The 15312-nt window shown below is 63.3% G+C and carries 14 protein-coding genes and 1 tRNA gene; 4 read left to right on the forward strand and 11 right to left on the reverse strand.

Annotated elements, in window-relative coordinates; translation table 11 throughout:
* Positions 1–134: 134 nt before the first annotated feature.
* The 3 genes from AC3WS6_RS09660 to AC3WS6_RS09670 form a co-directional block, all read right to left on the reverse strand.
* A complete protein-coding gene (locus tag AC3WS6_RS09660) occupies positions 135–1067 on the reverse strand; it encodes a DUF2971 domain-containing protein (protein WP_492500811.1) in 933 nt (310 codons plus the stop codon).
* Positions 1068–1207: 140 nt separating this feature from the next.
* A complete protein-coding gene (locus AC3WS6_RS09665) occupies positions 1208–3013 on the reverse strand; it encodes a ubiquitin family protein (RefSeq protein WP_492500812.1) in 1806 nt (601 codons plus the stop codon).
* Between the two features lie 450 nt (positions 3014–3463).
* Complete coding sequence (locus AC3WS6_RS09670; protein ID WP_492500813.1) at positions 3464–3625, reverse strand: hypothetical protein; 162 nt, start codon at positions 3623–3625, stop codon at positions 3464–3466.
* 322 nt (positions 3626–3947) lie between these two features.
* On the opposite strand from AC3WS6_RS09670, the gene AC3WS6_RS09675 reads away from it, so the two are divergent.
* Positions 3948–4118: a hypothetical protein gene (locus AC3WS6_RS09675; protein ID WP_492500814.1), complete on the forward strand. Its 171-nt coding sequence runs from the start codon at positions 3948–3950 to the stop codon at positions 4116–4118.
* A gap of 111 nt (positions 4119–4229) precedes the next feature.
* Here AC3WS6_RS09675 and AC3WS6_RS09680 read toward each other — a convergent pair whose 3' ends face one another.
* Positions 4230–4622 (reverse strand): hypothetical protein, encoded by a 393-nt coding sequence (locus tag AC3WS6_RS09680; protein WP_492500815.1) that lies wholly within the window; start codon positions 4620–4622, stop codon positions 4230–4232.
* Positions 4619–5413 carry a metallophosphoesterase gene (locus tag AC3WS6_RS09685; protein ID WP_492500816.1) on the reverse strand — a complete coding sequence of 265 codons (795 nt, stop codon included), beginning with the start codon at positions 5411–5413 and terminating at the stop codon, positions 4619–4621. The genes AC3WS6_RS09680 and AC3WS6_RS09685 overlap by 4 nt, the downstream gene beginning before the upstream one ends.
* A 640-nt stretch (positions 5414–6053) precedes the next feature.
* Here AC3WS6_RS09685 and AC3WS6_RS09690 point away from each other — a divergent pair.
* Positions 6054–6362 carry a helix-turn-helix transcriptional regulator gene (locus AC3WS6_RS09690; RefSeq protein ID WP_492500817.1) on the forward strand — a complete coding sequence of 103 codons (309 nt, stop codon included), beginning with the start codon at positions 6054–6056 and terminating at the stop codon, positions 6360–6362.
* 135 nt (positions 6363–6497) lie between these two features.
* On the opposite strand, the gene AC3WS6_RS09695 is transcribed toward AC3WS6_RS09690, so the two are convergent.
* The 5 genes from AC3WS6_RS09695 to AC3WS6_RS09715 all read right to left on the reverse strand — a co-directional run bounded on the left by AC3WS6_RS09695 (position 6498) and on the right by AC3WS6_RS09715 (position 14083).
* Entirely contained in the window at positions 6498–10553 is a 4056-nt protein-coding gene (locus tag AC3WS6_RS09695) for an NACHT domain-containing protein (RefSeq protein WP_492500819.1), read from the reverse strand.
* Positions 10554–10739: 186 nt separating this feature from the next.
* The gene (locus AC3WS6_RS09700) at positions 10740–11336 is read right to left on the reverse strand and encodes a hypothetical protein (RefSeq protein ID WP_492500820.1); all 597 of its coding nucleotides are present in this window, start codon (positions 11334–11336) and stop codon (positions 10740–10742) included.
* Positions 11337–11792: 456 nt separating this feature from the next.
* Positions 11793–12653: a transposase gene (locus AC3WS6_RS09705; protein ID WP_492500821.1), complete on the reverse strand. Its 861-nt coding sequence runs from the start codon at positions 12651–12653 to the stop codon at positions 11793–11795.
* A 45-nt stretch (positions 12654–12698) separates the two neighbouring features.
* Positions 12699–13265 (reverse strand): hypothetical protein, encoded by a 567-nt coding sequence (locus tag AC3WS6_RS09710; protein WP_492500822.1) that lies wholly within the window; start codon positions 13263–13265, stop codon positions 12699–12701.
* Between the two features lie 20 nt (positions 13266–13285).
* Entirely contained in the window at positions 13286–14083 is a 798-nt protein-coding gene (locus tag AC3WS6_RS09715) for an inositol monophosphatase family protein (protein ID WP_492500823.1), read from the reverse strand.
* 147 nt (positions 14084–14230) lie between these two features.
* On the opposite strand from AC3WS6_RS09715, the gene AC3WS6_RS09720 reads away from it, so the two are divergent.
* Positions 14231–14303 (forward strand) — tRNA-Lys (locus tag AC3WS6_RS09720).
* A gap of 100 nt (positions 14304–14403) precedes the next feature.
* Entirely contained in the window at positions 14404–14814 is a 411-nt protein-coding gene (locus AC3WS6_RS09725) for a hypothetical protein (RefSeq protein ID WP_492500824.1), read from the forward strand.
* A 6-nt stretch (positions 14815–14820) separates the two neighbouring features.
* Here AC3WS6_RS09725 and AC3WS6_RS09730 read toward each other — a convergent pair whose 3' ends face one another.
* Positions 14821–15294, reverse strand: coding sequence for a YbaK/EbsC family protein (locus AC3WS6_RS09730; protein ID WP_492500825.1), 474 nt, complete (start codon positions 15292–15294; stop codon positions 14821–14823).
* Positions 15295–15312 lie beyond the last annotated feature (18 nt).

Genomic DNA, 15312 nt, shown 5'->3' on the forward strand with positions numbered 1-15312 from the left:
GACAGCGTAATGAGGTCAGTTGCGTCGTATACCGGTGTTGAAAGGACCTCATCGCTGGGCGCGACGAGAGAAGTATTGACCTGCCAGCGCACGTTTCGGCCCGGAGATGCCGGCGGGGCGCTCGCGCGTTCCGGCTACCGATACGGCGACTCCGTTTGCCCGACCATCGCGATCCACCCGAACTCTGCGGGTACGAGCGTTCGAATCGCTTCATGCATCCCAGCAGAGTCGACTGATGGTCCGATGACCGGGATGAAAGCTTGCTGCTCGATCCGGTATGCGCCGGACTCCGCGGGCGCGCCGCTAAGCATCTCCGGATGTGAGTCGGTGAGAAGGTCGAACTCGAGGAAGACTTTGATTCCCGTGGCCCCGGCGATGTGTCGGTACTGGAGGTTATGAGACTCCGACGAATGAGGTGAGATCAGCCTCCATTCATGCTCGGCGCTGAACGACCCGTGCTTGATGAGCGGCGCGAATCGCTCGAGATCTTCGATGAAGTCATTAACGAGATGGCCGCTGATCCCCTCCCGGGGGGAGGCGAGATCACGTCGCTTATTCCACAGGATCAAATGGTGCTTGACGATCTGCCGGACGAGCGCCAGGTGAGTCTCGGCGTCATAGACGCAGGGAGCTAACAGGTAGCCCTGGTCCGCAGCAACAAGTCTCAGATGCTCGGACTGGAAACCGAGTGCGACGCCACCACTTCGTGGGCAATACGCGCGCCACTGTTCGAGGGAGTCTCCCTCCGAAGTGAGTGAGACCGTATAAACCCTGGACGCACTCAACGAGACGGGTCTGCGCAGCCGAAGCATGTCGAGGGCATACTCGACCATTCCCTCCCCGAAGGATCCCGCAGGGAAGTCGAGTCGTCGCAGCTCCATGTCTGCATACTCCTGCGCAAGCAGTTGCTCGGTAGCATCGTTCATGTCGGCGGGACGCCCTGCCCACAGCTTCCGGGATTGCAGAATTCCGATTGCTCCGGCTGGTCCGGTGTAGTGATATAGGTGAGTAGGCGACTCCCGGTGGAGTAGCTCCCACAGTGGGCCGGCGTCGGTCAGCGCTTCCATTCTCTGATGATGGCATGACCGTCAGTATTGCGAGTGAGCTGGCGTAGGGGCATGGCCCGGACGCTTGTGACCGGATCGAGAGCCGCCGAGCAGAGTGGCCCCCTCCGGCGCGATGCCACGACCTCGGAGCGCGGGATGATTCAGTGGAGCAGTTCGGACCGCGGTTGCCTCTCCGGCGGCCAGCCCGCCATTTTCAGAGTGGCGGAGAACTGGCTGAAGCTCTCGACGCGGGTGAAAAAAAGGCCATGCGCTCCGAAACGCAACAGTTTGCGCGAGTCTTCTCGCGGGGTGAACATCAGCTCGGGGAGCAAGATCAAGCCTTCGAGCTTGTAGCCTGTCAGGTCATAGTTGTCCCCGATTGGTGCTTGGCGGAGAGTACGTATCCGGTCTTGCCATTCGTCGAGTGCGGCATTCAGCCGGAACGTCCCACTCCTTGCCGCGGCGTATTCGCCAGCCAGATAGTCGACCTTGCGAAGGAAATTCTTGCAGGACACCAAGAAGACTGTGCTGTCCACCATCAGGATGGCGTCGATGTCGGTGATCTGCCTGCCATTCAATCGAAGTGTGCGTCCTCGTAGCTTCCGCAGGCCCGGCGAAGGCGCGAGCACGCTCGCGTCAATGACCTGCTGCGCCGCGAGTTCGAACTCTTCCGCCGAAAGGTTGGCTATGGCGCCACCGGTGCGCGGTGAGAGCTTTAGGTCATGGGTGACGTGCCAGGAGTACGCCCAGAGATCGACTGTCGATCTTCCATCGTGATCTTGCAGGATGGGGCCGGGAAAGCTGCGCCGGTCATGTTCGTAGAGACTGCGGACGAGGTCGAGGACCACTCGTGGAGCCAGCGACTCGCGCCCACTCGAAGCAAGCCACTCCGCCATCTTCGGCTGGTCCAATGTCCTCTCGACCTCATGCAGTAGGCTCGCTGGGTCAATCTCCAGCACGCCGAGATGCGGAAGCGACTTTCCAGCGCTCTCCGCGGAGTCGAGCACGTAGCGGAGCAGCGTGTTGCCGAAGACGGCCAGCGCCGCGATGGCATCGGGGTTCTCGAAGCTCTCCAAAACGTCACCTCGACCGAGCGTCGTATAAGTCTCTTCGGCCGTCGTGAAAGCCCGGATGGTGAACTGGACGGCTTCTTCGCAAACTCGCCCCGCTGTGAAGGGGCCGTCCCACACCTGATCCATCGCAATTCCGTGGTGAAAACGGTATGCGACGAGCATGGGTGGGTCGTTCTCGAAATCATCGACATTGATAATCCCAAGGCGGGCCGCGTCATCGGCGGATCCCCACGTATTGCGGATGTCGAACTCATAGAGCGCGTCGAGCAGGGAATTGCTGTCGTGTGCGCGTGGTCGGTGGTGCCGGACCACTTTATACTTCACTCCCTTGGTGGAACAGCGGATAGCGCCCTCGAGCTCATCCACCATTCGGACGAGCGCCATCAGCCGAGCAAGTCGCATCGCTACGTCGGTTGGCACCACGTCGTAGTTGAGGCGCGGCGACAACCCCCGAGCTGTTCCGACAAGGTTCTCGGCGATGCGTTGGAGCGCGTCACCTTCGTGGTCCGTCGTCCCTGTCTCAACGAATCCAAGCGCGTGCGGGCTGAGGCGGCGGATTAGGTGCAACCAGGTAGCGGAGTCGTAGCAGCTCGCGGTTTCGGTGGCTGCGTCAGCGATTCGTTGTCGCAGAGACACCATGTAGTCGAACGCCGCTTCACCTGCGAGGACTTCGCCATTGAATCCTCGCGGCAGGGAATCCTCGAGCGTTGCCTGGGCAGACCGGCGGGCGGCGGGATAGCACTGTATGAACGCTTCGCTCAGCGCATCAAACTCGGCGCGAGACTGGGGTCCGGCGTGAGTGGGCGGAGGCCCCCCAGCGAACCAGGAAGGATCCGCTTGAAAGGTCGACGAAGGGTCCGGATCCGGCCGCCGAAACGAGTTGCCATTGAACATGGACTCATACTGCCGCATTGATCTCATGACTCACCGGATCGTCAATGTGATGCGATTCTGCCAAGTTGGGCAGGGCCTGCCCAGGAGACCTTGGCTGGAGTGTGCCCTACTCCTACTGGGATCGAAGGCCCCTGCCAAGGCTCCTTCCGAACTCCGAGCTCAAGATCTACGAGGGCTACCCCACCCCATGCTCACCACGCACGCCGATGTCTTCAACCCCGACATCCTGGCTTTCATCCAGCAATAGTGAGGGATCCGGCGGGTGCGACATACACGGTGAGTGCGTGCCGCACCAGCCGGGCGGCATAGAGTCGCTACCGCGGCCCGTTCTCCCATCGCGCTAACGCCGAGAGTGATCCCGATGAGCAGCACTGCTCGGCGTTCGGTGGGTTCTGATGGCTTGCTCCACGATGGACGCCACGAAACTGTCTGCGTTAGGGCTCGTGCGTGCTATGTCGGGGGAGACGCAGCATCGTCGAACGACACCGCGTTGCCCCACACCCAGCAGCGGAACGTCTGGTCTCCCGCGCGGAACTCGATTCCTGCGGCGGTCGGTGTGGAGCGCGCGAGCTTGGGTCGACGCGGATGGTCTCCGGCCCGAACCGCGCCCATGCCCGGATCATTCGGTAGGGGTGCGGGTAGATGGTGAGGGGGTGTTCTCGGAGGGCGAGTTCGCGGTCGGTGAGTGACTGGAGCGGTCCGGATCGGGCAGCCGTGAGGATCGCCTGATGCTGTGAGCGCATGTCGTAGTGGTCTGCCAAGCGCTTGCTCGTGCCCATGCCGGCTCCCTTCTCCGACCTGAATCCAGGGTAGCAACATTCGAATCTATGTTCTATTCTAGGATCATGCGACCGGCGACCGATCACCTCCCGCGACCCTATGGATGGTCGACGACATTCCCTCGCGCATGGTGTTCGCCGGGCAGCGTTGGAGAGTGTCCGACACGCCCACGCGCCTGCGTCACTCGATCTTGACGGCGTCTCCGGATCAGAACCACGGACTCTACGGATGGCGTTTCCAGGGCACGGACGACGATGGTCTGTCGCTGGTGTTCGACGTGTTCAAGGGTGAAGACGGCTGGCACGTACACCGGAGCTACGATTAGCCGGATACGCTCTCGACGGACCTAGCCAGGCGAGGTTGAAACGCGGCGGACCCCCTCCAGCGATTTTGCGAGCTGACCCTTAGCGTGAACCGAGCCCAGATCTGCGCCGGGTCAAGAGCTCCAGAACCACGCGGCGTGCCGAGCGTCGCGAAGCACTTCACCGCTCTTTCCCGCGCGGAGCTGTGCTATGGCGCTGGACACTGTTGCGCCTGACTCATCATCAGCTTGGGTATTCAGCCACTGCGCCCAGGTCCACGGAGAACGGGTACCCGTACACAACACTGAGAGAACATCGCCGAGCCCCGCGACAGGCCGCCCCTTCCATATCTGAAAGTCCGGGTAGAGCACTACTTCGTCATCTGTCAGTAGTTCGAGCACGGTGCGCGACGTCGCCGCCTCGACGACCTCGACTTCCGTCCATCCGAGGGCCCGAGCAAACGAAGCCTTGGTGTAGCAAGGGCCGACGATGGCAGACCACCGGTTGATGTCGGTGTCGCGTGTCATCGACCGGCCGCCTCTCGGATCTGGCGGAGGGTGGGCGTCTCGATTCGCAGTGTCTGCATGTCGAGGAACCCGAGGTTGCCCTGCTGTCCGTCCTGACCGAGGCTTGCCACACGTAGCCCATCGTCGGTCTGGCCGCCCCCGGGTGCGTGCATGTGGCCGTGAATGAGAAGCTCCGGGTACACGATGTTCCACACCTTGGCGACTCGGGCGCGGGATGTGGCCGAGTCCCGAAGTGCGTCATCAGGGAAGCCCATCGGGTTCGCGCGCAGAATCTGCTGTACCGCGCGCACCGGCGTTCCCGCCGGCGGCTCGTGGGTGAGCATGAGGTCCGCGGCACCGCCGGCGACGGCCGCCCTCACGTGCTCACTGGTGATCTCTTCGTCCTTCCAGTAGCTGAAGCCCTCCTGGCGCCATGCCCTGTCGACGGACACCGCGCCTCCAAGCGAGAGGACGCTACGGCCGCCGATGGTGAGGCGAGCAGGCCTCGGCAGAATCCAAGTGATCTCGGAGACCCGGATGGCGCAGCCGGCGTGCGCGTTGAGCAGCGGTGTGAGTTGGTTCCATGGTTCATGGTTGCCGAGCGTGACATAGATGCGCTCGATACCGGTCCCGTCGAGGGCCTCATCGGTTGTGTCGGGATCCATTGCCCAGTCGCCGAGCTGCAACATAGTGGAGACCCCCGGGGCAAGCGTCTGGACCGCCCTGGCGACGATGTCCAGCCATCGGAAGTTGCCGTGGACGTCGCCGACGACGGCTACGCGCTGGTCGGGCAGCGAGACCTCACGTGCCACCTCGCGCGCTCCTAAAGGGGGAGGGGTCCACATGATTCAAGCTGCCTTTCTTGCTTCGTTGCGGGGGATCATCGTGATCGGGCCGCCTGCCGCTCTCGCGAACGCGCCCGAAAAGTTGGTCCGACTCGCAGGCTGCGTTCAACGCCTGGATCCCAACTGATCCATCCGCCTCGTTTCCACTGAATGGCGACGTGGAGGCGGAACGCGTGATGGATGGCGGCGCGGACGGGATAGGTGAGACCTGTGGGCCATTCAGGGTGTAACGGCTCGTCTGAGAACAGCTCGGCGAAGAGCTCGGAGAAGGTGGGACCACGCCCGGTGCGGCGACGCACACGTGCGATGAAGATCGCGGCCGCAAGCCCCAATCCACTTGCGCGTTCTTCGTTGGTGAGCGCGTCGAACGCCTCAATCCAAGCCTCGGGAGCATCAACCTCCGTGGCGCTCCACCAGATCGGTCGGGGATCAGTCACTGCTACTCAACAATCGGGGTCGACCTGAACGGGACCTACGCATCGAGGCGACCCGGAGCCGATGCGCAGCGGCACACGTGCAGGTCGAGACGCGAGGCTGCGTCCGTCGATGGAGTGAATGTTTCGTATGGCTGAGCACGATTATGCCATATGAGAAAGGCCATGACGGCATGGCTTCTCGCAAGGCTGGACTCGTGGGAAAAGAGCCAGCAACATGGACCGCAGAGTGGGAGAGCTTCGCGGTCGCGCTGGGTCGTAACCTGCAGCGAGCTCGCTTGGCGAAAGATCTTAGTCAGGAAGCCGTTGCGTACCGCGTCGGCCTCACTCGCTACACCTACCAGGCCTATGAGCGCGGGCGCTCGCAATCACGTTCACCAATGAACCCTTCGCTGAGGGTCATGATCGCACTGTCTCAGGTTCTCGACGTCCCCGTGAACGATCTGATCCCGGCCCAAGCGCCGGACGTGACCACCCGGTAACTACCGTCGAGTCGTGGGCTGCGTCCGGTTCGGAGCGACGTACTCCAACCGGTGCGCGGCTCGAGCGCAACGTTCGAGTCGCACCGAAATCGACTTCGTGTTAGCGAACAGGCTCTCCGAAGCCACGGAGTCGCATCACACCGGCAACCGCGCGTCGTGGAAGACTGCCGAGATGTCGAGGGCAGGGGCCAGAGAGACCGCCTCGGCGGCGAGGTGGTCACGCAGGCCCTTGGATCTTCTGCGAGCGGCTGCCGCGCGGGACTGCACTGTGATCTGACCGGGCGGAAACGTGACTACTAAGTACACGCCGTGCGTGAGCCCGGCATCCTGTAGATAGTCCTTGGCGAGTTGTGCACGAAGACTTGTCTTGACTTCCGAGTTCCAAATCCCTTTCACCTCGACGACGACGATGTATGCGTGACCGCTGTCGGGATCGCGCACCTCGACTCGAAGGTCGTTACGCTTTCCGACCCCTCGACCTGTGCGGTTGACGACCTCAACCTCGCGGTTGATGATCAGACCACTGCGTGCGAGCAGCAAACGCAACCCGTGGCAGTACCAATCGGAGATGTGGTTTTCATCTTTCGGGTTTGCCAGGTTCGCCCCCAGATTCCAAAGCGCGAATGCTTGAGGTGTCTCGCCGCGCAACCAATCCTCAATCTCTCTCAGGGCATCCAATACGGCGAGCTTCACATCGCGGGAACTCCGCACCAAGCGCGTGTCAGTGCGTTCGAGTACGGAGTGAAGTTCTGCAACGGCGAGAGGGAACCAGCCGGCAAGGCGGTATGCCTCGCGGGCACGGATCAAAGCGTGACCGCTGACGTCGCCGGGAACTCGGCCTGCTATTGCCGAAACGGCCGCCAGACTGTCTCGTGTCCCCTCGCGGACAACGCCGGAGAGCAGTTCATCTCGCCACTCGGCGAGATCCTCTTGGGGAGTGACGGAGTGGACTCCGGAGGGCCATGATTCTCCGGGCGGGAATAGAGCTGCAACCTCGATGTACAACCTGGCGCGCGTTTGCACGTCTATCCCCAGAAGAGTCGCCGACTCGAAGCGCTCTGCCTGCGCGAACAACGGCATTGTCACCTTTGCCAGGTCGGCCCGGTTATTGAGTAGCGACTCCATGAATCGGACCCCCTCGGCGGGGTTCGCTCGCAGCGTTGACTCAATTATGGTGGCCAGCTCAGCGGCGGAGGATGAGACTTTCATTCGCCGACGCATCCACAACAGAGCGCCTTCCTCGTTCCGCTCGAGGTATATGCGCGTGAGTTCTCGTCTGGATTGTTGGCTGTTCCGAATACCGGACCGGATCTCTGGTTCCATGGAATCGTCCATGTAGGGGGCGAGCCCGGACACGTAGTGGCTGACGCTGGATTCCCGGCTGACACGTCGAAGATGTTCGTGCACCGCGCTGCGGAGCGCTTCAGGGTTTGCCAGGAAAGATCGTTGGAGCAACGCTTCTCTCTCCTCTCCCTCCACTCCCGTTGGCGGAAACTCGAGCACTGGGGTGTTCAGACGCGCCCAGTCATCGCCGGTTACGCTGTCGAGTGACGATTCGTCGTGTTTCAGCAGGGTATGCAGTGCCTGATAGGCGGCTACGGCCACGAAGCTGTACTCCGATGGCGATACCTCGGAAAGCCCCTCGACGTGCGAATTCCTGAGGAACTCACCGGCTAGTGCGCAGACATCGGCTCTCGTCCTGGCGTCCAGGTGCTGCGAGGCGTTCGTAGAAAGGAGATCTGGGCTGAAGCTGTACCGGAACTGCGCGCGCTCCAGGTCCACGTCCAGCCAACGCGCGAGGTCCCAGAATCGTACTGTGTCAGCACGCGACTCTTCCAACCGCTCGCGGATGCCCGCCGTGTAGGCATCGGCGGTCATTCCTTCGGTCTCCACTTGATTTGTTGCCGATGCCTCCTCGCGATAGGCGCGGAACTGCTCGCGAGCCTTGGCCGCGTGGTCGGAGTCGAGTCGGATCGGGTCGAATCGATACCGGAAGTGAGACCAAAGCGGCGTATCACGCGTGAGCCAGATCAACACCATGTCTTCGGGGCGTTCCGAGTCCAGGAATCGGTCGACGAGCTCGACCCAGAAGCTCCGCTCCGCCCCTGAGGCTCCCTGAGCGACCCTCAGCATCCAGCCCAAGTCTTCGCGCTCAATGAGTGAAGACCCATCAGAGAACCCGGCGCCCTGAAGTCGGAACCAGCCAATGCGGTCATCGGCGAACAGCGGACCGAGGGAGCGGATGAGCGCACGACGGGCTTCGCTACTCATCTCGTCCCGACGAATAGGGAGCTTACGATGTCCTGCGGTGAGCTGGGCGTGTAGCGCTGCCGTTACGTCAGCTGGAACATCGCCGTCGCCTGTGATCGTCTTGAGCCGAGTAGCCATGGCGCTTTGCACAAGCTGTCGTAGGCTGCCCCGCCCGGACCACCACCGGGTGTCCAACGCGTCAGCAGTCGCCGCCCAGGACAAGATTGCCGCAGCGTAATCGTCGGTCAGCGAGTCGCTCAGGCTTGATATAAACGTCGAGTAACTGCCCAGCACGTGTTCCCGCGGTTGCCACAACAACTCCGTGAGGAGCAGTGGCGTCATCTCTTTGGGCCAGAGCGCGCGCATCACAAGCCCGCGGAGCTCCCCGCTACGGTCGTTCGCAAAGTAGTCGCTGGTCACAAGGTCGGATTGATCCAGGTGCTCGGCGAGTTGCTGTCGCAAGATCACACTTGCTGACAACTCCCGCTCTCTCGGCGTCGCGGAGCGGTCGGAGACGATTGCAGCAAGCTCATCCTCTAGGCCAGGGACGTAGGAGTCGCGAAGAATCCGTAATGCGACCACTCGTTCGATCTCATCGCCTGTGCGCAAAGTCGATTGCAGCTGGCCCCGCAGTTCGGTGTGCTCGAGCCCGGCGAGCTCATCTCGCCAGGTGATTGCCCGCTCGACCGTCGCTGCTCGTTGTAACAAGAGCTCGACTAGGGAGCCTGCAAGCTCAGGAACGTCGAGCGCAATTTTGTTGCGGACGAGACTGATCGGGTCGAGTTCGACAAGCCAGCGAAAAGAGTCCCCATCAAGCGCTACCAACCAAGTGGCCACGTCGGCCATCTGGGGCGGAATCACCTCGCCATCGGGAACGATGAGGATCGACTCCAGGCGGGACCTCGAAATCTGATGGCGAATCAAGAACCGTGCAGCGAGAAAGTCTTGGAGACGTCGATGCGCGAATCGGCTCTGGCTCGTCCCGCTCGACGCGAACAAGGAAGTCCGGAGAACATCCTGGAAGTCGGTGTTCTCGATGTTCACTGAGCGATTCGCAACGGGGCTGATTCCTACTAGCAGCTCTGTCTGGGTCGCTTCGGACGGAGTTCCCGCTTGATAGAGGGCAAAGTCGGTGGTGCCCGAGAAAGTGGCGAAACCGGCGAGACGCTCTGCCGTGGCTATCTGCTGCAAAGGGACCGCCGTGCTCGGAGCCGGCGGCGTGTACCCTGCCACGGAGCTGTGTCCAAGTGAGAGCTGGATCGCGCGATCAAATAGGTCCGCTCGTGAGTCAGGGAACGACCCGTCCTCAAGGTAGATCTCACACAGTAAGTGCAAAGTGAAGGGCACCGCCGCGAGCGAATCGAGTCTCCGGCTCGCGAGTTCCGTTAGGAACGTCTCTGTTTCGATGCCCATCGAGTGCGCAACGGCTTCGACGTCACTGCGACGCAGCGGCAGGAGAACGTGTGATGCGCCCTCCTCCAGCTCGTCGAACAGATCATGCAACGCCATGACCGATTCCGCCGTGCGGCAGGTGGCGATCACCTGCCAGCCCGCCGTGGTAAGACGCGTCAGCGTCTTCCTGAGAAAAGGCACGAAGTTGTTGATGAGCGTCGGTGCCTCGTCGACGCTGTCCAGCAGAAGCAACCGTGCGTCTTCAAATGTGTCGAGCCGTTCGAACGCAACCTCCAGGCTGCGCCCTGAAGTGCACTCGCGAAGGTTCACTAACTCAATCGCGTGGCCATCGGCGCTCCACTGTTCGAAGAGGTGAAGCATCGCGGTCGACTTGCCTATCCCAGGTTCGCCGAGTACCAAGCTTGCGGTTCGGTCTCTCAGCGATGTCAGCGGAAGATAGAACTCCGGGCTCGCGTCCTCTGCTTCGGGCGCGTACTCCCCGCTGTGGCCGAAGGACTTAGCGGTGACGAGGCGGTCGACTACATGCACGACATCAAGCTATCGCCGACACACGCTATTCGGCGTGGATGAAAGTCATGCGTGTCGCCGGCGAGAGGAGTGCGCAGCGCTGGCGACACTGACGACTTAGGTTTGGCTGACGTCGGCGCATTCAGGGTGTGGATAGCCGTTTCTTGCTAGACGACGGGTCGTATCACTTACCACGCGGCTGAGGAGTCACAACCATGGATCCACCGCGCCGTAACGAGTAAACGAGCAAGACCTCAAGGCTGCGTGCGAGAGATCCCAGTCCGGCCACATCGGTAGGTCGTCGCTATTTATCGTCACATAGTGCACTCCAAACCAGCCGAAGTTGATCTGTTGGACGTGGAATGGCCCGAAGTGCCGAAGGTCGGATTCAGACGGGTAGGAGACGGACCAATTCTTGAGATTCTCGACCGCCCGAAAGGTCACTCGCGTTCTTGCCGCAGCACCGCGCCAATCCGCGCCGCCCGCGACGAAATCGGCGACCGCGCCATGTATCGGTACGTCGTGATTCGCATGACGCGAATACTCAAGCTTCAGCAGTCCGCGGTAGAGGTCAAGGGCATCGTGGTCCCCGAGATCCAGGGATACTTCTCTGGATCTCCAGATGTCGTCCTCCTTCGCGGCGACCCTTCTCAACAGGGAGTCGACCGCTCGGTCTTGTTTCGCTGTGCGCGCGTTGTTGCACTGAGAGCAGAGCACCGGCAGCTTGAAATTATTCGAGCCGGGGCCCTGTGTATGGAAGATCGACCCGTCGAAGCTTCCGTGAGACACGGTCTTCCAATCCACTCGCATCCGCCGAAGGTATCGGGCCGGATACTTATGCTCCCCAGAATTGGCGGGGGCGTCTCGGCAGATCCAACACAACCTCGCGGGGGCCATATCGGGAGCATAGCGCGGGAATCCGGGGGACTGTTGCCCCGCCCGGGGGGCTCACCAGATGAGTCTGGCTGGTGACCGATGTGCGGTGTGCTCACGCACTCGCAGCACGCCTCGACGCCTTACAGAAGCTGTGGGTAGAGTTCGGAGACGCAAGCCTCCACTGCCAGTCCGCTTCGGTGTATCATCGGGACACCTGATCGCTCGTCTTTGGCCCACGTCGACGAGACATGATACACGTCAGAAACCATACTTGAGCGCACCAGGTCGCTGTCACGGTGATAACCCCCGTGGGACTGCTTCGTGCAGTCCCACGGGGGGTTTCGTATGGATCAGGAGAGTCGAGGGCTCGCTGACCCGAGAGGCTCAGTCGAGACTCTCGAGGGTGGCTTCCGCCCGCTTCGCCGCCGCATCCGCATCGGCCAGTCCGGCTGCGGCGTCACGCTGCGCGACCTCGGCGCGCTGCAGTTCTCGTCGTGCGCGTTCGGCATCATGCCTCACTGCTTCGAGCTCCTTCTCCAGCTCCGCCGCGCGGGAGGCGAGAGCATCCGACGTGCGTGCGGTCTCCCGCACTCTGCGCGTCGAGAGGGCGGCTTCATCGGCCGCGTGGTCGCGGATCCGTCGAGCGTCCCGCAGCTCGCGTTCGGCGTCGCGTCGTCTTCGTCGAGCCGCCACCTCATCATCAGGGCGGCTCTCTCGGGCGGGCGCGACCGGTGCCCCGCCGCCGACGATCGTGTCCATCGCGTCAGAGAAGGTGCCTTGCGGTTCCAGAGCTCGAACGAGACGCCCTGACGATACGGCGACGGCGGCGTCGGCATCGAAGAACGCAGCGCTGAGTGTCTGGTTCACGGACTCCCGTGTCGCTGGGGTGATGCGCTCGCCTCGGCTCTCCGCGAGGTCGGCGGCCATGGATGCGAGGCGGACCGTGAGTGCGCGTCGTTCGCGGCCGAGCTGGCTGAGGGCTTTGGCGTCGAGGTCCTCCTGCGCTTCTCTCAGCTGTTCGGCGAGCTCGAGCGCCTCGGTGAGCTGCGCGGTTCGTTCGACCGCGAAGACGTTGACGACCCACGCGGCGACAGATGGCTTGCGCAGGGCGCGGATCTCGGCAGCCAGGGCGGGGTCCGTGGGGCGCACCGCAGCGGCGTGCCGGTCCCTCTCCCGGATGAAGTCGTCGAGCGGGCCTGCGTACAGCGTCGACGCGATCTCGAGAAGTGAGGCCTCTCCTGTCATGACTGCGACCCTACCGTCGCACGGTCCGGATGCGGCGACGCGCGGTCAGCTCGCCCAGTCGATCAGGATGAGCCCTTCGCGGGTGTCGGCGACCTTCACCCAGCCGTCGCCGAACAGATAGGTCATCCCGTACCCGGCCTCGTCTGTGCCCATCGCGAACTGAGGATCCTCGGTGATGTAGATGCCTTCGGGGCCGTCGTCACGGGTCCACCCATGCGACAGCAGCGATGACTGCGCGCGGGTCGCGTCCTCCGGAGTGATCTCCGACCATCCGTACAGCTGTCCATGGTCTGACGCGACCGAGTAGTCCGCCCAGAAGCACAGCAGGCCGTCAGACATCGTGACATCGCCGATGACGAACTCCTTCTCCTCGAACGTCCACCCGAGGTCCGTGAGCGCCGCGACAGTGCCCTCGGAGATCATCGCGTCGCACGTCGGCAGTCCGGCGCTCACAGAGGGCGACGGAGACGCCTCGGGCTGCGCGGGCGCCGTCGCAGACGGTTGCGCAGCGGGAGACGAGGGGGTCGTCTCAGGCGCGACGGCGGAGCAGCCCGTGAGTGCGACAGCGACGAGCAGCGCACCGCTCAGGGCTGAGGTGAGGCGAGGGGTCATCGGGGCCTTGGTCGTGGTGATCAGTCGTGCAGGAGCCGCAGGAACGCGTCGTGGAGAGTGCCGTTGCTGGCCAGTGTCGAGAGGTCGGAGATCGTCTCGGCGCCGTCGAAGCCGGTCATGCGTCCGCCTGCTTCTCGGACGATCGGTACGGCGGCCGCGATGTCGTATTCCTTCACGCCGAACTCCGCGACCATGTCGAGGCGTCCTTCAGCGAGGAGCATGTATGCGTAGATGTCACCGTAGGCCCGATCCCGCCACACTCGATCCGCAAGGGTCAGCAGTTGAGGCAGTCGGCCGGCCTCCGCCCACTGAGTGATGCTCTGGAAGCTGACGCTCGCATCGTCCAGTGACGAGACCGCGGAGGTGTGCAGCCGTCGCGGGCCGTCGTCGGTCGCGGTCCATGCGCCCGCGCCTGTCGAGGCCCACCATCGGCGCCCCATAGCAGGCATGCTCACGACGCCCACCTGCGGAACCCCATCGAGCGCGAGCGCGATCATGGTTCCCCACAACGGAACCCCGCGAAGGAAGTTCGCGGTCCCGTCGATGGGGTCGATGATCCATTGGCGCTCGGTGCTGCCTTCCGCGCCGAACTCCTCGCCGAAGATCCCGTCGTCCGGACGCTCGGCGGCGAGGAGCGCGCGAATCGCTCTCTCGGTCGCGAGATCGGCGTCCGTCACATGCGACCGGTCGGCTTTCGTGGAGATCTGCAGGTCTGCGCTGTCGAAGCGCGCCAGGGACTGCGCGTCGGCGGCGTCTGCGAGCCTGAGGGCGAGCTCGAGGTCGTGGCTGAGATCAGCCGGGTGCGGGGAAGCGGTCACCCCCTCAGGATAACCGCCCCGGGCTCGCCGCCCCGGGCGGTCCGAAACGGGGCGACACGCGCGGCGCGCACGGACCTCCCGTCCCGATTTCGCCTCGGCGTGATCGGCTGGTAATGTAATTCCTCGGCCGGGGGTTTCCCGGGCCACGCACCTCTAGCTCAATCGGCAGAGCAACTGACTCTTAATCAGTGGGTTCTGGGTTCAAGTCCCAGGGGGTGCACGGATCAGCCCCGATGACTCTCGCCAGTCATCGGGGCTTTTCTGCGTCTGTCCAGACGCGCGACCCTGCGCTAGCGTGATGCCAACGCAAGGGGATGGCGATGCGCGACGTGCGACGGGCAGTGGCAGCCGTGATGGTGGCGGCGGCGATCACGCTGCCGCTGGGCGGCTGCGCTTCGGTGATCGAGCGGCGCGTGGAGTACACGACGTCGTCCGTGTCGCTCGCGCGTGGCGAGGCACTCGTCGTCGAGTTCGGTGAGGTGAACCACTCGGTCGGGGACGACTGGGTGCTGACCCGCGAGCCGGATCCCGCGGTCCTCGGAGAAGGGGGCGAACGCAGCCGTTACCTCGGGGAGGAGGGTGCGACCGGCTCTCCGAGCGAGATGACCTATCGGTTCCCCGCGATCGGGGCCGGCACGACCGTCGTGCGCTTCGAGTATCGTTTCCGCGGCTCGGTGCCGGAAGACCCTGCGAATCGCAAGTCCGCTGAGATCGCCGTCACCGTCAAGTGAGAGCGATCAGGTGACAGTGATCACGGTGCCGCGGGTGAGGGCCCGCAGTGCGTCGAAGGTCAGCGGCATGACCGTGTGCGGATGGCCCGCCGCAGCCCAGAGCTGATCATGCGCTCCCAGAGCCGCGTCAATGTACGTGGGCAGAGGAGCCGGATGACCGACGGGCGCGACACCGCCGATCGTTTGTCCGGTGACCTCGCGCACGACCGACGGCGGTGCCATGCTCACCTCGTTCGCTCCGATGCTCAGCGCCACGGCCTGCAGGTCGGCGCGATGCCCACCGCTCGTCATGACCAGCACAGGAACCCCGTCGGCGAGGAAGACCAGGCTGTTGGCGATCGCCGACACGTCGCAGCCGATGGCTGCCGCTGCCTCCGTCGCCGTACGCGCCGACTCCGGGAGCACGATGATCTCGGCGCGGATGTCGGCCTCGTCGAGGTGCTGCTTCACGAGCATGCTGCGTTCGGGGAGGGCGTTCATCGCCCCACCGTAGCGAAT

It is taken from the genome of Microbacterium sp. EB106-03-03-XG65 (assembly GCF_058791955.1).